Annotated in this window: 21 protein-coding genes; 8 read left to right on the top strand and 13 right to left on the bottom strand. The window is 70.8% G+C overall.

From position 1 onward, the window contains the following. Positions 1-256: 256 nt before the first annotated feature. Together ACH4RC_RS04175 and ACH4RC_RS04170 are read left to right on the top strand one after the other, a co-directional pair. A complete protein-coding gene (locus ACH4RC_RS04175) occupies positions 257-1,279 on the top strand; it encodes an MDR family NADP-dependent oxidoreductase (RefSeq protein WP_398194829.1) in 1,023 nt (340 codons plus the stop codon). Positions 1,280-1,313: 34 nt separating this feature from the next. Next, complete coding sequence (locus ACH4RC_RS04170; RefSeq protein WP_398194827.1) at positions 1,314-1,694, top strand: MerR family transcriptional regulator; 381 nt, start codon at positions 1,314-1,316, stop codon at positions 1,692-1,694. A gap of 213 nt (positions 1,695-1,907) precedes the next feature. Here ACH4RC_RS04170 and ACH4RC_RS04165 read toward each other — a convergent pair whose 3' ends face one another. Further along, entirely contained in the window at positions 1,908-2,714 is an 807-nt protein-coding gene (locus ACH4RC_RS04165) for an enoyl-CoA hydratase-related protein (protein WP_398194825.1), read from the bottom strand. A gap of 110 nt (positions 2,715-2,824) precedes the next feature. Between ACH4RC_RS04165 and ACH4RC_RS04160 the strand changes: the two genes are divergently transcribed. Then, the gene (locus ACH4RC_RS04160; protein ID WP_398194822.1) at positions 2,825-3,853 is read left to right on the top strand and encodes a ketoacyl-ACP synthase III family protein; all 1,029 of its coding nucleotides are present in this window, start codon (positions 2,825-2,827) and stop codon (positions 3,851-3,853) included. Between the two features lie 56 nt (positions 3,854-3,909). Here the strand turns inward: ACH4RC_RS04160 and ACH4RC_RS04155 are convergent, their stop codons facing one another. Together ACH4RC_RS04155 and ACH4RC_RS04150 are read right to left on the bottom strand one after the other, a co-directional pair. Further along, positions 3,910-4,395 (bottom strand): MarR family winged helix-turn-helix transcriptional regulator, encoded by a 486-nt coding sequence (locus ACH4RC_RS04155; protein WP_398194819.1) that lies wholly within the window; start codon positions 4,393-4,395, stop codon positions 3,910-3,912. A 24-nt stretch (positions 4,396-4,419) separates the two neighbouring features. Beyond that, complete coding sequence (locus tag ACH4RC_RS04150) at positions 4,420-4,869, bottom strand: hotdog fold thioesterase (protein WP_398194816.1); 450 nt, start codon at positions 4,867-4,869, stop codon at positions 4,420-4,422. A gap of 113 nt (positions 4,870-4,982) precedes the next feature. Between ACH4RC_RS04150 and ACH4RC_RS04145 the strand changes: the two genes are divergently transcribed. Further along, positions 4,983-5,942 carry an aldo/keto reductase gene (locus ACH4RC_RS04145; RefSeq protein ID WP_398194815.1) on the top strand — a complete coding sequence of 320 codons (960 nt, stop codon included), beginning with the start codon at positions 4,983-4,985 and terminating at the stop codon, positions 5,940-5,942. Positions 5,943-6,106: 164 nt separating this feature from the next. Beyond that, on the top strand, positions 6,107-7,072 hold the full coding sequence (locus ACH4RC_RS04140) for an aldo/keto reductase (protein ID WP_398194813.1): 966 nt from the start codon (positions 6,107-6,109) through the stop codon (positions 7,070-7,072). Positions 7,073-7,092: 20 nt separating this feature from the next. On the opposite strand, the gene ACH4RC_RS04135 is transcribed toward ACH4RC_RS04140, so the two are convergent. Next, on the bottom strand, positions 7,093-7,626 hold the full coding sequence (locus ACH4RC_RS04135) for a cysteine hydrolase family protein (protein WP_398194812.1): 534 nt from the start codon (positions 7,624-7,626) through the stop codon (positions 7,093-7,095). 65 nt (positions 7,627-7,691) lie between these two features. Here ACH4RC_RS04135 and ACH4RC_RS04130 point away from each other — a divergent pair, with 65 nt between their 5' ends. From ACH4RC_RS04130 to ACH4RC_RS04120, 3 genes are all read left to right on the top strand, one after another. Then, a complete protein-coding gene (locus tag ACH4RC_RS04130) occupies positions 7,692-8,534 on the top strand; it encodes an alpha/beta fold hydrolase (RefSeq protein ID WP_398194810.1) in 843 nt (280 codons plus the stop codon). A 268-nt stretch (positions 8,535-8,802) separates the two neighbouring features. After that, on the top strand, positions 8,803-12,201 hold the full coding sequence (locus ACH4RC_RS04125) for an AfsR/SARP family transcriptional regulator (protein WP_398194808.1): 3,399 nt from the start codon (positions 8,803-8,805) through the stop codon (positions 12,199-12,201). Beyond that, positions 12,198-13,547 (top strand): MFS transporter, encoded by a 1,350-nt coding sequence (locus ACH4RC_RS04120; RefSeq protein ID WP_398194806.1) that lies wholly within the window; start codon positions 12,198-12,200, stop codon positions 13,545-13,547. The genes ACH4RC_RS04125 and ACH4RC_RS04120 overlap by 4 nt, the downstream gene beginning before the upstream one ends. 16 nt (positions 13,548-13,563) lie before the next feature. Here ACH4RC_RS04120 and ACH4RC_RS04115 read toward each other — a convergent pair whose 3' ends face one another. The 9 genes from ACH4RC_RS04115 to ACH4RC_RS04075 form a co-directional block, all read right to left on the bottom strand. After that, positions 13,564-13,953: a PPOX class F420-dependent oxidoreductase gene (locus ACH4RC_RS04115; protein WP_398194804.1), complete on the bottom strand. Its 390-nt coding sequence runs from the start codon at positions 13,951-13,953 to the stop codon at positions 13,564-13,566. Between the two features lie 41 nt (positions 13,954-13,994). After that, complete coding sequence (locus ACH4RC_RS04110) at positions 13,995-15,638, bottom strand: FAD-dependent monooxygenase (protein ID WP_398194802.1); 1,644 nt, start codon at positions 15,636-15,638, stop codon at positions 13,995-13,997. Beyond that, positions 15,635-17,215, bottom strand: coding sequence for an MFS transporter (locus ACH4RC_RS04105; RefSeq protein WP_398194801.1), 1,581 nt, complete (start codon positions 17,213-17,215; stop codon positions 15,635-15,637). The genes ACH4RC_RS04110 and ACH4RC_RS04105 overlap by 4 nt, the downstream gene beginning before the upstream one ends. Before the next feature lie 140 nt (positions 17,216-17,355). Then, a complete protein-coding gene (locus ACH4RC_RS04100; RefSeq protein ID WP_398194798.1) occupies positions 17,356-18,069 on the bottom strand; it encodes an HAD family hydrolase in 714 nt (237 codons plus the stop codon). Beyond that, positions 18,057-18,785, bottom strand: coding sequence for an SDR family NAD(P)-dependent oxidoreductase (locus tag ACH4RC_RS04095; protein WP_398194796.1), 729 nt, complete (start codon positions 18,783-18,785; stop codon positions 18,057-18,059). Before ACH4RC_RS04095 ends, ACH4RC_RS04100 begins: the two co-directional genes overlap by 13 nt. 30 nt (positions 18,786-18,815) lie before the next feature. Then, positions 18,816-19,799, bottom strand: coding sequence for a 3-oxoacyl-ACP synthase III family protein (locus tag ACH4RC_RS04090; RefSeq protein WP_398194793.1), 984 nt, complete (start codon positions 19,797-19,799; stop codon positions 18,816-18,818). Between the two features lie 35 nt (positions 19,800-19,834). Continuing rightward, positions 19,835-20,548, bottom strand: coding sequence for a 3-oxoacyl-ACP reductase FabG (gene fabG / locus ACH4RC_RS04085; RefSeq protein ID WP_398194790.1), 714 nt, complete (start codon positions 20,546-20,548; stop codon positions 19,835-19,837). Continuing rightward, positions 20,545-21,783 carry a beta-ketoacyl-[acyl-carrier-protein] synthase family protein gene (locus ACH4RC_RS04080; protein ID WP_398194787.1) on the bottom strand — a complete coding sequence of 413 codons (1,239 nt, stop codon included), beginning with the start codon at positions 21,781-21,783 and terminating at the stop codon, positions 20,545-20,547. The genes fabG and ACH4RC_RS04080 overlap by 4 nt, the downstream gene beginning before the upstream one ends. Further along, positions 21,780-22,022: a phosphopantetheine-binding protein gene (locus tag ACH4RC_RS04075; RefSeq protein ID WP_398194785.1), complete on the bottom strand. Its 243-nt coding sequence runs from the start codon at positions 22,020-22,022 to the stop codon at positions 21,780-21,782. Before ACH4RC_RS04075 ends, ACH4RC_RS04080 begins: the two co-directional genes overlap by 4 nt. Between the last annotated feature and the right edge of the window lie 66 nt (positions 22,023-22,088).

The raw sequence follows: 22,088 nt of genomic DNA, 5'->3' as shown, positions 1-22,088 counted from the left end.
CTCCTGGGCTTCGTGCGCGGCTGGAGGTGGCCATGCGCGGCTCCTCGCTCTTCTCCCTCCGGGACCGGGCCGTCACCGTCCGCCGGGGCGGCTGCCGCGCCGTTCGGCCGGCGCGGGCACGGCGACCAGCCGCCCGTCCGGCCACACCGAGGTGCCGTCCCCCCTTCTGTGCAGCAGCCTTGCCCCTCACCCGCACGTCAGGGGTTAGCGTCCGGGCACCACACAGCCCGTACGTTCCCGTTCCAGGAGGTCACCCATGTCCGCACCGTCCACCGGCCTCGAGGTACAACTGGCCGACGTCCCCTCGGCGTTGCCTGGCCCCGAGCACTTCCGGGTCACCGAGGCCCCGGTACCCCACCCCTCGTCCGGCCAACTGCTCATCCGCAACCGGCAGTTCCTCGTCTTCGCAGGGCTGCGCACACTGATCTCACGTGAAGCGAAGGGATTCCCGTTCCCTCCGTTGAAGCCCGGCGAACCGCTGTTCGGGCCCGCGCTCGGTGAGGTGGTCGCGGCAGGCTCGGGCGGGACGGACATCCCGGTCGGCGCCCTCGTCACCCACATGCTCGGCTGGCGCGAGTACGCGGTCGTCGACGCGGGCGCCGTACAGGTCGTGCCCGACGGGCATCCCGATCCGGTGGCGCTGCTGTCCACGGCATCCGCGGCCTACGGCGCGCTGACCCGGCTCACCGGGGTGCAGCAGGGCGAGACCGTACTGGTCACGGGCGCTGCGGGCGGGGTCGGGACACTGGCCGGCCAGGTGGCGCGGTTGCTCGGCGCGGGGCGGGTGGTGGGGACGACGCGCAGCCCCGGCAAGGCGGAGCGGCTCCGGCAGGAACTCGGATACGACGCCGTGGTGGTGCCGGGTCCGCGAGCGCTTTCCGAGCAGCTCACCGAGGCCGCACCGGACGGCTACGACGTGATCATCGACAATGTCGGCGGTGAACAGCTCACCACAGCACTGGAGTTGACGCGATCCGGCGCCCGTGTGGGGGTCGTCGGGGCGCTGTCGGGACAGTTCGATCCCACCCTCCCCGGCTCCACCTCACCTGCCGTGATCGACACGTTCCTCCTCATCAAGCGCTCCGTGTCGCTGCTCGGCTACCAGACTGTCGATCACCCGGGGGTGGAGGAGGAGTGGCGCGAGCGACTGACGGACTGGCTCCGCTCCGGTGAGATCGTCTACCCGTATGCGGCGCTGCCGGGCATCGAACGGGCTCCGTCAGCGTTGCAGGAACTGCACCAGGGACGGCACTTCGGAGCCCTGGTCGTGAACGTCTGACCGTCCGCACCACCGACGAGAGGGAGGCTCTCGCATGCGCATCGGAGACGCGGCGTCCGCCGCCGGAACCACCCCGCGCGCTCTGCGCTTCTACGAGGAGCGGGGCCTCCTCCCGCCTCCGCGCCGCACGGCGACAGGCCAACGGGACTATTCGCCACAGGACTTGGCGCGAGTCCGAGCGATCCGGCAACTGCTGGCGCTCGGCCTGACCGTGGCGGACGTACGGGCCTGTGCCGACCGTATCGACCTGCTCCTCACCTATCCCGGCCGCACCTGCACCGCGCCCGTGCCGGGTTCCGCGCCGGGCGTCGTCCAGCAGCGGGTCGACGCCTTGAACACAGAGATCTCGCGTCTCCTGACTCTGCGAGACAGACTGGTGCGGCAGCTCGCGGCGAGTGCTCGTCAAGAGTCGTGAGCCGGCAGCGGTTCACCAAGACCTTATGCCGCGAGGGTCTGGCGGGTTTCGGGAAGACCTCGTTCAGCGCGTGCCGGAAGCCGCGGGCGCCGTCGCCGACAGCGAGAACGGGAGGGCGCGTGCCGCGCCGCCTGGCGGGGCCCGGGCTGCTGACGCGCGCCTGCACGGGCCCGGCCGGCTGCCACCGGGGTGCGGCGAACCGGGGAGCATGTTCTACCGGGGCGGGAACACCGGCTGCCGGCGTTCCCGCAGCGCGGCCATGGCCTCGGGGAAATCCGGGCGGCCGAAGGATTCCCGCATGAGGGAGACCGATGCCGCCACGGCCTCGTCGGCGGGCGTGCGCAGGCCGTCGAGGATCTGGCGCTTGATGACGGCCATGGAGGCAGGCGAGCAGGTCTCGGCGAGTCGGTGGGCGTACTCGTGCGCCGCCGCCAGCACTGTGTCGCGGGGCGCGGTGTGCTGTACCAGGCCGATGCGCAGAGCTTCCGCGGCGCCCACCGCCCGGGAGGAGAGCAGCAGGTCCATCGCATGGCCGACGCCGACGAGGCGCGGCAGGAGCCAGGCCGCGCCGTACTCGGCGATCAGCCCGAACCGGCTGAACACGGCGGAGAGCTGCGCTTCGTCCGCCATGAACCGGACGTCGGCGAAGAGCGCGTGCACGAGGCCGAGGCCCGCCGCGCTGCCGTTGATCGCCGCGATCAACGGGGTCCCCATCGTCAGCGGAAGATGCGCGGGGTGCCCCAGGACCGCGTCCATGCTCTTCTCGGCGGCGCCCTCGTGACCGTCCGCTCCGGCGAGCTGGGCGAGCAGGTCGGGGGTGGCCCCGGAACAGAAGCTGCTGCGCGCGCCCGTGACGACGACGGCACGGACGCCGTCGTCGGCCTCGGCCTCGGCCAAGGCGTCGTAATAGGCGCCGAACATGGGCAGGTCCATGCCGTTGCGGCGCTCGGGGCGGGCGAAGGTGATCGTCCGCACCGGGCCATCGGTCCGTATCTCGATGCCCGTGGTGCTCTTCGACATATGTGTCAACCCCCAAGTGACAGACTGAGTGACAGAATAAATGCCAGACTACTGTCTTTCCTAAGTGGGCTGCTTATCATGAAGGCCCTGATGACGAGCGGAGCATTGCTGTGCGACTACCGAGACCGCTGGGTCTGTCCGGCCTGAGCACGTGGATACCCGGTCCACGTCAGACCGCCCTGCAAGCCGTCGAACAAGGTCTGGTGGAGGCGGACACCGCCGAGGAACTGGGCTACGCGGCTCTGCCGGTGGCGGACAAGGCCGCTCCCGAGATGGCGGTGCTGGCGGCGCGAACGGCTCTGGACAGCACCGGCGTCACACCGGACGAGCTGGGCCTCGTCCTGCACTCCTGGATGTACTACCAGGGGCACGATCTCTGGTCCCCTCCCCATTACATCGCCGATCAGCTGGGCGCCCGGCAGGCCGAGCCCATGGGCATCCAGCAAGTCTGCAACGGCGGCGCGGCGGCCGTCGGGGTGGGCGCCGCCCGGCTGCTGACGGACCCCGGCCTCGGCTACGCCCTGATCACAACGGCGGACCGCTTCGCCGCGCCGGGTTTCGACCGCTGGCGCGGGGACTACGGGATGGCGTACGGGGACGGCGCCACCGCTCTGCTGCTCCACTCCGCCGAAGAGCGCCCCGCGGACCTGCTGCTGCACGCCGTCACCACCGTCGCCGCACCGCACCTGGAAGGGATGCACCGCGGACGCGACGCCTTCGGTCTGGTGCCGCGCTCCGTGAGCGACCGGGTCGACATCCGCCGTACGAAGAAGGCGTTCTTCGAACAAGGCGGCATGGAGGCGTTCACCCGGGCCAGCGGCGAGAGTCTGGCGGCGGTCGTGGAGCGCTGCCTCGCCGCCGGGGGGCTGGCGTCCGACAGTCCGGCGCTGCGCTACGTCGTTCCGCCGCGGCTGGGCGCCAAGACCATCGACCTCGCCTATGCGCCCGCCCTCCGCAAGATGCTGCCGGCCGAGATTCTGGTGGTGGGCCGGGACACGGGGCACTTGGGCGCGGGTGACGCCGCGGCCAGCCTGGCCGAGCTGCGCGCCGGGCACCGCCTCGCGCCGGGTGAGTACGCGTTGGTGGTGAGCGCGGGGGCCGGGTTCACCTGGTCGTGTCTGCTGGTGAGCGCCGCCTGACCGGTGGACGGTCAAGACGACCCGGACCGGGTGGCTCGCTCGCGGAGCCACCCGGTTCAGCGTGTCTCGCCCAGTTTTTCGATGGCCCGCTCCAGGTAATTCTCGAACCGCTCCAGCTCCTCCGCGCTGAATTCGGCCTTGAGTCCGTCCTCGACTCGCAAGGCCTCCTTGTCCGCCTTCTTCAGTACGGCGCGTCCGGCCTTGGTCAGTTTGTTGACGATGACCTTCTGATGGAGCTGGGAGGGCTCGCGCTCCATCAGTCCGTGCTTCTCCAGGTTGGTGAGGACCGTCGACATCGTCTGCGGCGTCACCATGCTTTCCCGGGCGAGCTGCGCCGCGGACATTCCTCCGGGGAAGAGGGAGAGCAGCAGCAGCACGGAATACTGGGGAACCGTCAGGTCGAACTGGCGCAGCGCCTGGGTCTTGCGCGCGATCAGGGCCTGTTCCGCCCGCTTGATGGTATTCCCGAGCCTGTCCGTGACCACCGTCGTCGTGGGTGCACTGGAAGCCGGCGCGCGCTTCGTCGCTTTGGTGTCCGCCATATCAGTAGTCTCCCATGAATGAGCCTACGCATCCCTTTCGGGGCGCGTCTGTCGCCGTGGGGCGGGGAGCCCGCAGGTGAGCCTGGCGGTGCAGACCCGCTGTTCCCGCTCGTCGGTTATCACGATCTCGTACGTGGCCACTCCGCGCCCCACGTGCAGTGGCCGGCAGACGCCCGTCACCAGGCCGGAGCGCACCGCGCGGTGGTGGGTGCAGGAGAGTTCCTGGCCGACGATGATCCGGTCCGGCCCGGCGTGCACCCATGCGGCGAGCGAGCCGAGCGTCTCCGCGAGGACCGCGCTGGCACCGCCGTGCAGGATGCCGACCGGCTGCCGGTTTCCCGCCACCGGCATGGTGCCCACGACGAGGTCCGGTGTACAGGTGAGGATGTCGATCCCCATCCGCGTCACCAACTGTTCGTCCAGGTAGTTGGGGAGGACCGGCACCGGCCCCAGCGTCTCCGCCGACTGCGTCATTCGACTCTCCGTGGTTCTGCGAGATCGGGTGAGTGTACGTGTTCTGTCTTATGGTAGCTATGGCTATCACGTATGTGTACTGTTACAGCCTCATTGACGAGAGGGAGGCTGCGATGCGCCGCACTGTGCTGGGAAGTTCGGGTCCCGAGGTCGGCGTCGTGGGTCTGGGCTGCATGGGTATGTCCTGGGCCTACGACGAGCTGGGACGGGACGACATGGCGTCCGTGGAGGTCATTCACCGTGCCGTGGAGCTGGGTTGCACCCTGATCGACACCGCGGACATGTACGGCCCGTTCACCAATGAGAGGCTGGTCGGCCGGGCGTTGCGCGGTCGGCGGGACGAGGTCGTGCTGGCCACCAAGGGCGGTCTGGTGGTGGACGATCCGAAGAGCTACGCCAGCCACCGCGACGGACGGCCGGAGCACCTGCGGAGTGCCTGTGAGGCCAGTCTGCGACGCCTGGACGTCGACCATGTCGACCTCTACCAGCTGCACCGGGTGGACCCGGAGGTGCCCGTCGAGGAGAGCTGGGGCGCCATGGCGGATCTGGTGCGGGAGGGCAAGGTGCGCGCCATCGGTCTCTCCGAGGCGTCGGTCGAGGACATCCGGCGGGCGCAGGCGGTGCACCCCGTGGCCTCCGTGCAGAGTGAGCTGTCCCTGTGGAGCCGGGACACGATCGAGTCGGGGGTCCTGGAGTTCTGCCGCGCGCAGGGCATCGCCCTCATCGCCTTCTCGCCCCTCGGCCGGGGCTTCCTCTCCGGGCGGATCAGCTCCACCGACGACCTGCCGAAGTCCGACGGCCGGCACCGGCTCCCCCGCTTCCAGTCCGAGGCGCTCGCCGCGAACCTGGCCATCGTCGACCGGCTCCGACAGGTCGCGGAACGCCTGAAGGCCTCTCCGGCGCAGGTGGCGTTGGGCTGGGTGCTCGCCCAGGGAGAGAACGTGGTGGTGATCCCGGGTACGAAGAACCTTCGCTACCTGGAGGAGAACGCGGGCGCGGCCGGGGTCACGCTGGACGAGAATGCGCTGGCCGCCCTCGAGGACGTTCCGACCGCCGTGGGAACACGGTACTGACCCATCCTCCACGGGCTCCGCCCCGACTGTGACCTGTGCGGGACGTGGTCGCACGGTGGTGCTCGTACCACCGTCACTTGCGGGTTCCGACAGTGGGATGAAAGATCTCGTGGCTAGCTTTCCTCGGCAGTATCCGGTGGCTGTCCGAGAGGAAAGGGAGAACGGTGCGCCTGAGAAGTCTGGGCAACACGGGAACCAAGATCGGCACAATCGGCCTCGGCTGCATGGGAATGAGCTGGCTGTACCAGGAGTCCTCCCGCGACGACAGGCGGTCCGTCCGGGTCATCAACGAGGCTCTGGACCTCGGCGGGAATCTGCTGGACACAGCCGACGTCTACGGCGCCGGGCACAACGAGACCCTTCTCGGCAAGGCGGTCGCGGGCCGGCGGGAAGAGGCCGTCATCGCGACGAAGGCCGGCCTCGTCCTTGAGGACCTCCGCCTGCGGGCGGCCCACCGCGACGGCTCGCCGGCCTACCTGCGCAAGGCCGTGCAGGCCAGTCTGCGACGCCTGAACCTCGAGGTCATCGACCTCTACTACGTGCACCGCGTCGACCCCACGGTGCCGTTGGCCGAGACGTGGGGCACCATGGCCGAACTCGTGGACCAGGGCCTGGTGCGCTGGCTCGGGCTGTCCGAGGCGACCGTCGCACAGGCCCGGGAGGTGCACGCGATCCACCCGGTGACCGCCGTGCAGTCCGAACTCTCGCTGTGGACGCGTGATGCGCTCGCGGGCGCGTCGGGCGGCATGGTCGGCTGGTGCGAGAGCGTGGGAGCGAGTTTCATCCCCTTCGCACCCCTGGGGCGCGGCTTCCTCACCGGGACGCTGCGCGCCGGCCAGTTCGAGAGCGGCGACTTCCGGACGGCGAACCCGCGGTTCGACCGCGCCGCGATGGAGGCGAACCAGCGCATCGTCGACGGGATCAGGGAGGTGGCGGACCGCCGGTCGGTCACTCCCGCCCAGGTCGCCATCGCCTGGACCCTCGCCCAGGGGGAGCAGGTCGTGCCCATCCCCGGCACCAAGAACCCCCGCTACCTCCGGGAAAATCTGGCCGCGGCGGAAGTCCATTTGAGCGAGGAGGACTTCGCCGATCTTGGCGCGCTGCCCGCTCCGGTCGGCAGCCGGTACTGAACGACGCTTCGGCAGCCGCGTCAGCCTCCGACGACCTCCGAGGTCACGAGGGAGGCGACTGGCCCCGTACGTGCGCCGAGCCCGGTCAGCCGGTCCAGGGTCTCGCGGTGTTGCGCGTCGCTCTCACTGGCGGTGGCGTCGGAGACGACTACCACCTCGTACCCCAGGCGCAGCGCGGTCGTGGCGGTGGACGCGACGCCGTGCGCGGTGGAGAGGCCCGCCAGTACGATCCGCGTGACCCCCGCCCGACGCAGGTGATCACCGAGGTCGGTGTCGTCGAACGCGTCGAGGCCGTGCTTGGTCACCACGTGCTCCCCGGCACGCGGAGCGAGCGCGGGAACCAGGTGGTTGGGGGCCGCGCCGAGACCGCCGTCGGCGCCGTCGGCACGGACGTACCGGACGAGGACGACGGTCGAGGAGTCCGCGGACGCGAAGTGCTCGCGCAGCCGTCCGCAGGCGTCGGTCACGGTGGCACCGCTCACCGGCTGCCAGGGCCTGTCGACGATCCACCGTTGCAGATCGATCAGGACGAGGGCCGTGCGCGCGCGGGTCATGATGTGCTCCCCCTGGGAGAGATCAACAGCGTCCACGCCACACTATCAAGGGAAAAGTCAGGTCAGTGGAGAGGTCAATTCCGGCCGGGGACGGCCTACTTCTGCGGGCGGAGACGTTCGGCGACCGTCGCCGTCCCGCGGTGTTGCTGGTGATGGGCGCGACCGCGCCGGGCCTCGTATGGCCGGACGCACTGTGCCGGCTGCTGGCCGCGGCGGGCTACTACGTGGTGCGCTACGACCACCGCGACACCGGCGGGTCCGGCAAGTCGGGCGGCGCGTACGACCTGTCGACGATGGCCGCGGACGCCGCGGCGGTGATCGCCGGGCTCGGCCTGAGCCGGGCGCATGTGGTGGGTCAGTCGGCAGGGGGGACGATCGCCCTGCTGCTGGCGCTCGACCGTCCCGGACTCGTCCGGTCGCTGGTGCTGCTGTCCAGTTCCCCCGGCGCGGACGCCGGTTCGCCGCCGGCGGGCAGCGGACCGCCGGATCCTCACGTCCCGGTGCAGGAGCGGGCGGCGCTCGATCCCGAGCCCGAGGAGCACCGGGCCATGGCGGTCGAAGGCTGGCGGGCGCTGGTGGGGCACGCGGCGCTGTTCGACCGGGCCTATTGGACGGACCTGGTCGACCGCGTGACGGCGCACAGCCGCCGACCCGACACCTCCGGACGTCACTTGACGGCGATGGCGCGCACGCCGGCACTGACCGGCCGCATCGCCTCACTCGCCGTGCCGACGCTCGTGGTGCACGGCGAGCAGGACCGGATTTACCCCGTGCAGCACGGTGAGGCGTTGCACCGGGCCATTCCGGGCGCACGGCTCCGCCGGATCGCCGGCATGGGGCACATCTTCCCGCCGCACTGGTCACCGATGATCGGCGCGCTGATCCTCGACCATGTGCGGCGGACCTGATGTCGGCCCCGAATCGGAAGACGTCCAGGCGCCTTATGCACCGGCAAAACCCCACGTCAGAATAGTTGCGAGAAAAATTTTCCGGAGTCTTTATCCTCGGTTCCATATCAGGGATCCGCCGCCTACCGCGAATTCGGGGCGCGGTGAGAAACGTCACCCCGGGGCTGCTCCGCAGCAGCCCCGCGACCGTCGGAAAAGTGTCAAGCTGTTGCGGCATGTGCATGACTGAGAACATCTCGTAGCACGCATCTTCCGTCGACGGTGCCGTATGCGTGCGCGAGAAGGCCCTGCGCAAGCAGGCCAACGGGGGAAGGTGAACTGCGTGGCAGGATCAACTGCCGTCGCGTCGGACAACGCTGCGACATCAGGCTACGAAAACAACTTCGGAATTCTGGGACCGCTCTCGATATCGATTGCGGGAAAGGAATTGGCGCTGGATTCCGGGAAACTTCGAATACTACTTGCGGCGCTGCTCATACGGAGCGGGGCCGTCGTGAGCGTCGAACGCCTCACTGAATGGCTCTGGGACGAACGCAAGCCGTCCAATCCCCGCGGAACCCTGCACACCTACGTCCGGCGCCTGCGCATGCTGCTCGGTGACGCCCTCCCACTGGAGACGGTCGCCGGCGGCTACCGGGTCGACGTCCCCGAGGGCGAACTGGACCTGAGGCGCTTCCGCGGGCTCGTCCGCACGGCCCAGCGGTCCGAGGTCCTCGAGAAGCGGGCGCACCTCTTCGCCGAGGCGCTCGCCACCTGGAGGGGCGCGGCACTTGCGGACATCCCGTCGAGCTCCCTGCACCAGGACGAGTGCCAGGCCCTCGAGGACGAGCGACTGGCCGTCCTGGAGGCGTACTTCGAGGCCGATCTCCAACTCGGCAGACACGCCCTGCTGGTGCGGGAGCTTCGTGCCGCGGCCATGGACAACCCACTGCGGGAGAACTTCTGGAGCATGCTGATGCTCGCCCTCTACCGCTCCGGCCGGCAGGCGGAGGCCCTGGACGTCTACCAGCAGGCCCGGCGGCAACTGGTCGAGCAGCTCGGCATCGAGCCGGGCGAGCGGCTGCGCGCCCTGCACACCGGCATCCTCGAGTCGAATCCGGCGCTCGCGGCGCCCGACGGGCTGGGCCCCGCCGTCGGCGAAGCCGCCCCCGTTCCGGCGCAACTGCCGCCGCTCGGCGCCGGTTTCGTGGGTCGCGAGACCGTCATCGACCGGATCGAGACCTCGCTCCCGCCCACGCCGGGGCGCACCAGCGTCCCCGTCGTGGTGCTGTCGGGGCCGCCCGGAGTAGGCAAGACCGCTCTGGCGGTGTGCATCGGCAGGCGGGTGCGGCCGGCCTTCCCCGACGGACAGTTGTATGTGGACCTGAGCGGATACGAGCGGGGCGGAGCGCGCGAGCCGCTCCCCACCGAGCAGGTGCTCTCGCAGTTCCTCGGCGCACTCGGGGTGCCGGCGAAGCAGATCCCGGTCGACGTCGTGGAGCAGGCGAACCTCTACCGGTCGAAGCTGGCCGGCAAGAAGGTGCTGGTGGTACTGGACAATGCCGCCGGCACCGACCAGGTCGTCCCGCTCATCCCGGGCGACGGGGGCTGCTCGGTGCTGATCACCAGCAGACAGCAGCTGAGGTCCCTCGTCGTCACACACGGGGCCCAGCTCATCCGCATCGACACGCTCAGCCCCCGCGAGTCCGTGGACCTGGTCACCGGCATGATGCGGCAAGCCGCGGTGGTCGTCGATCCGGAGATCGTGCGGGAGGTCACCGCACTGTGCTCGTTCCTGCCGCTGGCGCTGCGGATCGCCGCGGCCAACCTCATCGGGGCCCCGGGCGGGCAGACCGAGGTGTACCTGGAGAGTCTGCGCCGCGGCAACCGCCTGACCGCGCTCTCCGTCGACGGTGACACGACATCCGCCGTCTCGACGGCCATCGCCCTGTCCTACTACGCCCTGTCACCGGACGACCGGGTGATCTTCCGTCTCGCGGGGCTCTTCCCCGGCGCGGACTTCTCCCCCGCCGCCGTCTCGGTCCTCGCCGACATCAGTGAGGCACAGGCACGGGCCGGTCTGAGCCGTCTGGAGATGGCGAGCCTCCTGCAGCAACCCGCGCCGGGCCGGTACCAGTTCCATGACCTGCTACGCGCGTACGCGCAGGACCGCGCCGTCGACGAACACCCCGAGCAGGAGCGGGCCGAAGCCCTGGAGCGGCTCGGGCGGTGGTACCTCGCGGGAGCCTGTGCGGCGGCCGACGTCCTCTACTCGGAGTTCGTCCGGCTCTCCGAACCGGCGGCGCAGGCGGAGGCGGGGTTCGATGCGCCCGGGCACGGTGACGAGAGTCATTCGATGGCATGGCTGCTGTCCGAGCGGCGCAATCTGATGGCGTGCGTCCACTACTTCGGTACGCACGGACCGCATTACCTCGCTTGGCACATCGCCGACGCGCTGCGCGGCTTCTTCTGGACGGGCAAGTACCGGACCGAGTGGCGCGAGACGACCCGCGCCGCCCTGGCCGCCGCCGAGTCGCTCGCCGACGACCGCGGCATCGCCGCGATGCACCGGAGCCTCGCCAATCTCGCCAACACGCTGGGCGACTACGAGTGGGCCATCGTGCACCAGGAGAAGAGCCTCGCCGTGCACGACCGGCTGGGCATGGCCGAGGAGGCCGCGGCGACGCTGAACAACATGAGCCTCGCCCATCTCAGCCTCGGCCGCGGAGGCCGCGCCCAGGAGGCGGCACAGCGCGCACTCGACATCGCGCACGCCATCCTCTCGCCGCGTCTGGAGGCCACCGCCAAGGGAGTTCTGGGGTTCATCCACTGGACGCGGGGGGACATGAAGAGTGCGACCGAGCTCCTCACGGCCTCCCTGGCCACCGCCAGCGGACTCGGCCTGCACCACATCAGCTCGTACGGCCTGCGCAACCTGGGCCTGGTGCATCAGGCGACCGGGGACCTGACCGAGGCACGGTCCTACTTCAGCCAGGCGCTCGAGGTCTCCGAGTCCATCGACTCCTCCTACGACCGGAGCGTCTCCCTGTACGGACTCGCCCTCGTCGACCTGGACATCGGACGGCACGAGAGCGCGTGCGAGTCGGCCCGGCGGGCCCTGAGCTCGTTCCAGGAGTGCGGTGACCGCACCTACGAGGTCGAGACGCTGTGCCTGCTGTCCGCCATCAGCGGCAGCCTGGGCTCGCCCGGACAGGCGGCGCACTACGCGGCCACGGCGCTCGACGGGGCCCGGCAGATCGGCTACGTGGACGGTGAGGCCTATGCCCTCGCACGCCTCGCCGCCGCCGACGAACTGCTCGGTCGCCAGGACACCGCCGGGAACGCGGAGGCGGCACGCTCGCTGGCCGACACGAGCACCAACAGGATGGCCCGCAGCAAGATCCTGCTTGAGCTGGCCCAGCTCTATCTGACCCTGGGCGAACCGGACCGGGCCGAGGAATGCGCGCGCCAAGTGCTCGGCCTGTCCCAGCCGGGCGCGCAGCGTCTCAACATCGCCAGGGCCGAGAAGGTCCTGGGGACCGTAGCCGCCTTCAACGGCGACCACGCACGGGCGCGCGCACACTGGGGCAGCGCGCTGGAGACCTTCACCGACATCGGCGTCATCGTGGACACCGATCTCCTGGAGCGGCTCGGGACCTCTTCGTGCCAGGGGAGGCCGGCATCATGAACTCGGCTGCTCCAGCGGCTCAGGCACCCGCCACGACAAGGCACGGTGGTCTGCGCCAGACCCTGCTCGCTTCCCTGGGCAACGTCGCGGAATGGTTCGACTGGTCCGTCTACGTGACGTTCGCGGCGGTGCTCGGTCCGCAGTTCTTTCCCTCCGGCAGCGGGACCACGAACGTCCTGCAGACCCTGTCCGTGTTCGCCGTCGGATTCCTGTTCCGGCCGGTCGGCGGTCTCCTCATCGGCGCCTACTGCGACCGTCGCGGCCGCACCAGGGCGCTGCGGCTGTCGCTGCTGATGATGGGCGCGGGCAGTCTCCTGATCGCCCTCGCCCCTCCCCACCGGACGGTCGGCGTGCTGTCCCCGGCGCTGCTGGTCGTGGCCAGGGCGCTGCAGGGACTGTCCGCGGGTGGCGAGAGCACGGCGATGAGTACGTACGTGAACGAGATCGCGCCGAGGCGGCGCCGTGGGCTGTACTCCAGTGCCATCTACGTCAGCACCACGCTCGGCACCCTCGCGGCCACCTTCCTCGCGCTCTTCCTGCAACACGTCCTCACACCGGCCCAGTTGAGCGAGTGGGGGTGGCGCGCCCCCTTCGCGCTCGGTGCCTTGTTCTCCCTGTACGGATGGCAGATGCGCCGCACCATGTACGAGACGCCGGCCTTCGACGTGGCGTCCGAGCGGCAGCGCAATCCCGCCTGGAAGGTGCTGCGCTCGCACCCGCGCCGTGTCCTGCGCGTGGCCGGTTTCTCGCTGGGGGCGACCGTCGTCTACTACACCTTCGCCTCGTATCTGCCGCTGTACGCCCAGGTCCACCACGGCGTGACGGCGAACGCCGCGCTGTGGGCGGCCGTGGCCGCACAAGCGGTGTTCATGGTCGCGCTGCCCTTCCTCGGGCTGGCCACCGACCGCTTCGGCCCACGCCCCATGCTGCTGGCGTTCGGCGGCGGTTTCGTCTGTCTCACCCCGCTCCTGTTCGCCCTCATGTCGGGTTCGGCCGTACGGCTGTTCACGGTGATGACGGCGGCGCTGCTGCTGTTCGGCTGCTACGCGACTGCCGCGGCGCCGGCGACGCTGCAGATGTTCCCGACATCGCTCCGGTCCAGCGGCGTGGGGCTGCCGTACGCGCTGACGGTGGCGCTGTTCGGCGGTACGGCGCCCTACCTCAACGAGTACCTCTCGACGCTCGGTCACGCCGCCTTGTACCCCTGGTACGTCGTCGGGCTGTGCGCGGTCAGCACGGTCTTCTTCTTCCGCTACCGGGGGACGGCGGGCACGGACCTCACCGCCGTGCCCGCCGTCGAGGACACCGGCCGTGCCCCGGCGGTGGGCAGCACCGGCCGCGGCTGACCGCCGGGGGGCCGGCTCACTGCTTGCTGGTCCCCGTCGGGCGGATCACGTACACCACCCGGTGCTCCGCGTCCGCGGGCGGCCCGTCGAACTCGAGCGCGTACCGGTCGGCGAGCCGCAGGAAGAAGGCGCCCTCGGGGTCCGGGTCGATACGCTCGACGGCGCCGCGGATCTCCAGGTAACGGTACGGCTGCTCGGGATCGTTGATGGAGACCGAGACGACCGGGTGCTCCGTGACGTTGCGGTACTTGTACCGGGTCGTGGTGTTGGTGAAGTACAGGTATTCGCCGTCCCAGCTGAACCACATGGGGTTCACCTGCGGCGTGTTGTCCGGCCTGATGGTGGCCAGGTGCGCGAAGAGAGGGCGCTCCAGCAGGTCACGGTGGGTCTCGGGGATGATCGACATGGTGCTCTCCGGTAGACGTCGAGGGGGTTCGGGGCGGGGTGCTACAGCGTCTCGGCGCGGGCACCGGGCGCTTCGGCGGGCGTGAGCAGGGGGGCGAAGAGCTCCTCGAGCCGCCGCCGCGCGCGCCAGGACTGGCGCGCGGGGCAGACCAGGTCGGTGATTCCGTCCGGCCGGACCAGAGCGATCCGGGTGGCGCCCGGGTTTCCTGACGCCTCGTGCGGTGTCGGGGTCCAGGGCCGCAGCCGCGCCGCGCGCGGTTGCAGCACCTGGACCCCGACCACCTCGGCACAGTGCTCGCGGACCCAGGCGGCCAGCCGTACGGCCTCGCCGCCGAGTGGTCCGTCGCTCTGCAGGAGGAGGGTGTGGCGGAGGTCGGAGAGGGCCGAGCGCAGCGGCACCCGCCGGGAGCTCGTCGTGTCCCAGATCTGTGTACGGGGGACGAGGCCACCCTCGACGAACCCCCCGGAGCCGGGCCACGGGCGCCCCGCGGGGAGCGTGAGGCGACGGCGCCGGGGGCCGGGCCGGGTGTAGACGATCCGCTGTCCGGCCAGCCAGGGCAGGTAGTCGAGGTGGAAGAGGCGCAGCGCCGAGGCGACGCGCAGCGCGTTGTCCCGCAGGGCCACCTGGTGCGGCTTGTTCAGGAGCCACATCCTGGTCTGTACGTCCGCCTGCTTGATGGCGGCCCGGGCCACCTGTCCGCGCTCGCTCTCGAAGCTGTCGAGCAGCGTGCTGTCACACTGGCCGTGCCAGCACAGAGCCAGTTTCCAGGCCAGGTTGTGGGCGTCGGCCATACCGGTGTTCAGACCTTGGCCACCGGCCGGACTGTGGATGTGGGCGGCGTCGCCGAGGAGGAAGACCCTTCCGTCGCGGGTGCGCTCCGCGTGCCGGGAATGCACCGAGAAGACGCTGATCCAGTCCGGGTCGCGCAGCCGCAGACCGCCAGGCCCCCGCTCGTCGACGAGGCGCTGGACGGCTGTCAGGTCCACCTCGTCGCGCCGGAGGCCGGGCGGCGCCGAGGTGAAGACCCGGAACCGCCCGGAGGGCAGCCCACATGTCACCAGAATGCCGCGCGGCGAACAGAAGTAGTGCGTGACGTCCGGCTCCAGCGGCCCGTCGAGCTCGATGTCGGCGACGACGAAGGACAGTTCGTGGGTGGCGCCCCGGAAGTCGATGTCCAGTTGTTCCCGGACGCGGCTCCGCGCGCCGTCGGCGCCCACCACCCAGGAGAACTCCTCGGTCCGCTCGGTCCCGTCGGAGCCCCGCAGCACCGCCTTGACCGCCGGCCCGTCCTGCTGGAACCCGACCAGTTCGGTGCCCCACGTGAGCTGTCCGCCGGCCGCGGTCAGGGCGTCCCTCAGCATGTGTTCGATGTCCGGCTGCGGCAGGCAGACCGGCTGCACGTCAGGGTCGCGGAAGCGAAGATCGGCGATCACCCGGCCGTCGGAGTAGTACCGCATGGCCCGTTGTGGCAGGACGCGCCGCTGTATCTCGTCCTCGGCCCCCATCCTGCGCAGCAGTTCCAGGGTGCGGGGCCAGACTCCGAGCGCCTTCGTCGACGCGCTCGGGCCTTCGGCGCGGTCCACGCAGTGGACCGGCACACCACGGCGGGTGAGTTCCACGGCGGCGGTGAGGCCGGACGGGCCCGCACCGACCACCAGGACGGGAAGCTGGTCGTGGGAGGTCATACGCGGGCCGCCTCCTGGGCGGTGGTGTCCTCGGTGACCGGGGCGTCGGTCGCCGTCTCCTTGCGGTCACGCAGCATCAGGTAGACGACGACGGTGGCGACGGCGCAGATTGCGGCCAGCAGCCACAGAACGGAGTGCATGGCGCCGGTGTAGCTGTCCGCGAGGAAGTCGCCGAAGCGGTCGCGACTGCCGGGCTCGACGCGCTGGGCGGCGCCCGCGAGGTCGCCGCTGGCGACCCGGTTGGCCACCTCGGCCGCGTCGCCGGAGGGAAGCCCGTAGCCGCGCAGGCCGTCGGCGACCCGGCCCTGAAGGAGGGAGACCAGCACGGTGCTCATCACGGTGATGGCGACCGCTTCACCGGCGAGCCGCATCGTGTTGAACATGCCCGCGGCCATACCGGCGCGTTCGGGGGCGACCGAGGTGATCGCCACGCCGTCGATCAGGCCGGCGGAGAAGCCCATTCCGGCGCCGATCAGCAACAGCGGGCCGGCCAGCTCCAGGGTGGAGATGCCCGGGTGCAGCACGAGGAGCCAGACACCGCCGAGCGCCACTAGGAGGAGGCTGAGGCTGAGGACGGCGCGGGTCGACAGGCCGAGCTTCACCAGCCGGTTGACGCCGAGCGGCACCACGAGCACCGGCAGCGTGAGCAGCATCATGGTCGCTCCGGCGGCGTCGGCCGAGGCGCCGTTGGCCCCGCTGAACCACGAGGGCAGCAGCACCAGCAGGCAGACGAAGCCGAAGGCGATGGCCACGGGCAGCAGGCAGACGGCCAGGAACCGGGACTGCCGGAAGAGTGCCAGGTCGAACATGGGGTGCGCCTGGCGGCTCTCAGCGACGAAGAACAGCACGATCAGCAGCGCCGCGCCCACGAACAGGCCGATCACCCCGGCGCTGGTCCAGCCGATCTGAGGCCCCTGGACCACGGCCAGCATGAGGAGGAAGAGGCTGGAGGTGAAGGTGACGGTGCCCCACCAGTCGACCTTGGCGCCCTCGCTGTTGCGGGACTCGGGAATGGCGGGCAGCGCCAGCAGGGCCAGGGCCGCGACCAGGGCGTGCACGATGAACACCCACCGCCAGCCCAGCGACCCGACGAGGAATCCGGAGACGGACGGGCCGAGGGCCAGGCCCGCTCCGGCCGAGGATCCGAGGACGGCGAAGGCCCGGCCGAGGGCGGCTCCCTGGAAGGTGGTGGCCAGGATCGCGCTGCCGCTGGTCATCACCGCGGCGGCGCCGAGGCCGGCCACGCCGCGCGCCACGTCGAGCAGCAGCACGTTGCCGCAGACGCCGCTGGCCAGGGAAGCGAGGACGAACACCCCGGTGCCGACGGCGAACAGCCGCCGGCGGCCGACGATGTCGGCCAGCGAGCCACAGGCCAGCATGAAGGAGGCGAACGCGAGGTTGTAGGCGTTGACCACCCACTGCAGCGGCACGATGCCGGCGTCCAGGCCGGACGCGATGTCGGGCAGGGCCACCGAGCTGCCGGTGAGCGAGGCGGGCAGGATCAGGACTGCCACGCAAACCGCGGCGAGAATGATCGTGGGCCGTGCCGTGGCGCGGCCCGAGGTCGCTGTGCTCATGTGAGCTGTCATCCCTCCATGGACGTCATACAGAATAGTCTTGGCGCAGGGCTCACCTTTATAGCAGAACCCTGTCATTCACACGAGCCTTACCGAAAGGAAGTGGCCTGTATGTGAGCGGCGGCGAACGGGACGGGCGGTCAGACGGGGATGCGCTCGGCGCCGGGCACGAGTGCGCCGGACAGCACCTGCCACCCGTGCTCGGCCGCCATCCCGGCGAGCACGGGATGGTCGCCGACGACGGCGGGACGGCCCACCAGACGCAGCATGTCGAGATCGCTCGGGTCGTCGGCGTAGGCGAAGCACTCTCCGGCCGCCGCACCCTGTGCCGCGAGGACGGCACGCACCGCGGCCCCCTTGGCCGGGCCGAACATCGCCCGCTCGATCCGGCCCGTCAGCAGCCCGGCCCGGTCCACCTCGGGCTGGGTGCACAACACCTGGTCGAAGCCCAGGTCATCGGCGAGCGGCCGCAGGCTCGCGGGCCACGCGCCGGAGACCGCCACGGTGAGGTGCCCCCGGCTCTGGTGGTGCCGAAGCGCACGCAGCGTGGCCTCGACGAAGGGGACTCCCCGGCCATGGAGCTCCCGGTACCAGTCGCGGCCCTGGCGCAGCAGTTCGCTCCACGGGACGCCGGCGAGGGCGCGGTAGAACATCGCGCTCGCCTCCGCCGGCGCGCCGCCCTGAGCGGCGAACCGCCGGATCGGGTCGGCCTTGGCCCGGTACGCCGAGCCGTCCCGGTCGCCCTGCTCGCGCAGTCGGTAGCGCAACAGTGCGAACGGGCTCTTCATCGCGACCAGGGTCTCGTCGACATCGAAGAAGGCCACCGGAGCGGCGGGCGGTGTCAGGCGGCCCACTTCAGTCCCCCGTTGACCTCCAGCACGTGCCCGTTCACATAGGAGCTGTCCGAGGCGGCGAGGAAGACGGCGGCCGCCCCCACTTCCTCCGGCCGGCCCAGGCGCCCGGAGAGCAGCCGCTTGCGGTAGCTCTCCCAGATGCGGTCGTCCGCGGCGACCTGCTTGCCCATGCCCTCGTCGATGTAGCCGGGCGACAGACAGTTGACCGTGATGCCCTTGGGGGCCAGTTCGAGAGCCGACGCCCGGGTGAACATCTCCACGGCGGCCTTGCTGGCGCTGTAGGCGGCCGCGCCTGCCACGGCCCGGCTGGCCACGCAGGACGAGACGTTGATGATCCGGCCGCCGCCCCGCTCCTTCATCGGCCGGATGGCCGCGCGAGTGCACAGGAAGACACCGTTGAGGTTGGTGGCGACGGTGGTGTTCCAGTCCGCCGTGGAGAGTCTGCTGATGGTGCCGTCGCGGCTGACCCCGGCATTGTTGACCAGCACGTCGATCCGGCCGAAGGCCGCGAGCCCCGCCTCCATCAGCTCCGCCACCGACTCCTCGTCCGTGACGTCGGCGTACTGGTAGCGGACCCGCCCCGGATGTCGGTCGATGAGTTCCTTCACGTCGTACTGGTTGCGGGCGGCGCAGACGACGTTCGCGCCCTCGGCGAGGAAGCTCTCCGCGATCGTGCGGCCGAGGCCTCGTGTGCCACCCGTGATGATGGCTGACATACCGTCAAGTCTCATGATCAACGCTCCGTCTCAGTACCAGGTCAAGAGGGTGGCGGCGGCCGTCATCCCGCCGCCGATGGAGGCCAGCAGAACGCGCTCCCCGCGCCGCAGGGGGCGTACGCCGTGGGCGTGGTGCAGCGTCAGCGGTACGGAGGCTGCCGCGGTGTTGCCCAGGCTCGGTGCCGTCAGGGCGACCTTGTCCGGGTCGATCCCGGCCTCGGCCGCGAAGGCCTCGAGCAGCCGGGTGTTGGCCTGGTGGAAGACGAACCGGTCCACGTCCTCGATGCGGGCGCCGCAGTCCGCGAGGGTCTGGCCGACCACCTTGTGCAACGTGGTCATCGCGTACTCCCGGACAGCCCTGCCGTCCATGCGGAAGAGGTGCTCACCCGCCGCGCGGGCCCGCTCGTCCAGCGGGGTCCGGCTGCCGCCGGCCGCGACCTTCACGTAGTCGTGCAGTTCGCCGTCGGCCAGCAACGTGCTGGCATGGATGCCGTAGCTCTCCGGCACCGTACCGAGCACCACCGCGCCCGCGCCGTCGCCGAAGAGGCTGACCGTCTTGCGGTCGCCGCGGTCCATGAGCCGGGAGAAGATGTCCGCCCCGACCACCAGGGCGCTCTGCCCGGGCTGTGCTTCGAGCATCGCCTTGGCAACGGTGAGCGCGTACAGAAAGCCGCTGCACACCGCGTTCACGTCGAAGGCGGGCAGCGCCGGCAGACCGAGGCCGGCCTGCACGACCGCCGCCGTCGAGGGCTGCGGGTGATCGGGGGTACAGGTCGCGACGATCAAGGCCGCGAGCCGTTCCCTGGCCTCCGGGCCGGCCGCCCGCAGCGCCGCGCGCGCGGCGGGCAGAGCCAGATCGGATGTCGCCTCGTCGTCCGCGGCGTAGCGCCGCTCCAGGATCCCGGTCCGTTCGGCGACCCACTGCTCGGTGACGTTCGCCCAGGCCGCGATCTCGCGGTTGGACACGACGCGTTCGGGAAGGTGAGCGCCGACGGATATCACGCCGATTGCCATGTATCAGCCTCTTGTTCCTCTTAGCTGAGAAGTCGTCAGATGCCCATGCCGAGACCGCCGCTGACCGGCAGTACCGCACCGGTCACGTAGCCGGCCTCGGCGCTCGCCAGAAAGCGGACGGCGGCGGCCACTTCCTCGGCGCTGCCCGGCCTTCCCAGCGGTGTCCGGCTCAGGAACTGCTCGCGCCGGGCCTCGCTCAGGCCGCGCGTCATGTCGGTGTCGATCAGACCGGGCGCCACGACGTTGACGGTGATGCCCCGCGGCCCCAGTTCCCAGGCCAGCGAACGGGCCATGCCGATCAGGCCGGCCTTGGCGGCCGCGTAGTTGGTCTGGCCCGGGGAGCCGGTGAACGCGGCCGAGGAGGAGATCAGGACGAGCCGCCCCCAGCGTTCGGCCAGCATCCCCCGGGAAGCGTGCTTGACCACCCGGATCACCGCGCGGAGGTTGGTGTCGAGCACCTCGTCCACGTCCCGGTCGGCCATCGACAGCAACAGCGCGTCCCGCGTGATGCCGGCGTTCGCCACCAGCACCTCCACCGGTCCCTGCTCAGCGCTCACCGCCTCGAAGAGCCGCGCCACCGCGTCGGGGTCGGTGATGTCACAGGCCACCCCGTACAGGCCGGGCGGGGGTTCGCTGCCGCGGTGGGTGACCGTCACGCGGTCGCCCTGCGCGGCCAGGTCGCGGGCGATGGCGAGGCCGATGCCCCGATTGCCCCCGGTCACCAGGACGGAGCGGCCGGTGCGCGTCATGCCGCCGTCACCACCACGACGGCGTTCTGCCCGCCGAAGCCGAAGGAGTTCGACAGCGCCGCGCCGATGGTCGCCTCGCGGGGCCGCCCGGCGACCACGTCCACCTCCACCTGGGGGTCGACGCGTTCCAGGTTCGCGGTCGGCGGCACCGACCCCTGCTCGACCGCCAGGACCGTGTACGCGGCCTCGACCGCGCCCGCGGCGCCGATCAGATGGCCGATCACTCCCTTGGTCGAGGTGACCAGGGGGTGGTCACCGATGACGCGGCGGATGACCCCGGCCTCGGTGACATCGTTCTTCGTCGTCGACGTGCCGTGCGCGTTGACGTGGGCGATCTCCGCCGGGTCGAGACAGGCGTCGGCCAGCGCCGCCCGCATCGCCCGCTCCGCGCCGTCGCCCGTGGGGTGGGGGGCGGAGGCATGGTAGCCGTCGGCCGAGGCCCCGAAGCCGCTGATCCTGGCACGGACCCTGGCCCCTCTGGCCCGCGCGTCGGCCACCCGCTCGAGCACCAGCACACCGGCGCCCTCACCGGCGACGAAGCCGTCCCGGTCCGCGTCGAACGGGCGGGACGCGGCTGCCGGGTCCCCCGCGCGCCGGGAGAGCGCGCCCATCTTGTGCAGGCTGGCGATGCCGGTACGGGTGAGAGCCGCCTCGGAGCCGCCGGCCAGCACCACGTCGCACAGTCCGGCCTCCAGCAGCATCCGGCCGAGACCGATGGCGGTGGTGCCGGAGGCGCAGGCCGTCGAGACGACCTGGTTCGGGCCCAGCGCCTGGCAGTCCATCGCGATGTGGCCGGCCGTCATGTTGACCGGCGCCACCACCATCAGCTGCGGTGAGACCACCGTGGGCCCGCTCTGCAGATACGTCTCGTGCTCGCGCTCGAAGCTGGCGGAACCGCCGAACGAGGTGCCGATCACCACCGCCACCCGGGCGCCGTCCCACGACTGGGGATCGAGACCGGCGTCCGACACGGCCAGCCGCGCGGCGGTCACTCCGAGCTGGCTGACCCGGTCCATCCGCAGCATCGCGCGCCGGCCGAGCTCGGCGGCCGGGTCGAAGTCGTCGACCCGGCAGGAGAAGTCGACGGCCATTCCCTCCAGTTCCGGGCTCCTGCTCGCGGTGGAGCGGCCGTCCCAGATCCGCGCCACGTTGGCCTTCACCCCGATCCCGGCCGGGGTGACGAGCCCGAGGCCGGTGACGGCCACGTCGAACCGTTCACCGCGTACGGCGGTCACGAAGCCGCCTTGAGCTCGTTGTCGAGGGTGCCGAGGACCTCGCCGACCGTGCGCTCGGGGGCGAGCTGGGTCTCGTCGAGCACCACACGGAACTCCTTCTCCACAGCGACGCTCAGTTCGACGATGAGGAGCGAGTCGAGATCGAGGGACTCCAGGGTGGTGTCCTCGGTGAGCGCCTCGGTCTCCACACCGATCTTCGCGTTCAGCAGGGAGTAGAAGCGGTCTTGGACGTTGCTCATGACGGTTCTCCTGTCGGTGGGTTGTGCGGTTGCCCGGGCGGTGTGCCGTCCGGGTGGTCTCTTCGA

Origin of the sequence: Streptomyces sp. NPDC016845, from assembly GCF_044332585.1 — a bacterium.
GTDB lineage: Bacteria > Actinomycetota > Actinomycetes > Streptomycetales > Streptomycetaceae > Streptomyces.
This window is presented reverse-complemented; position numbering and strand designations above follow the sequence as displayed.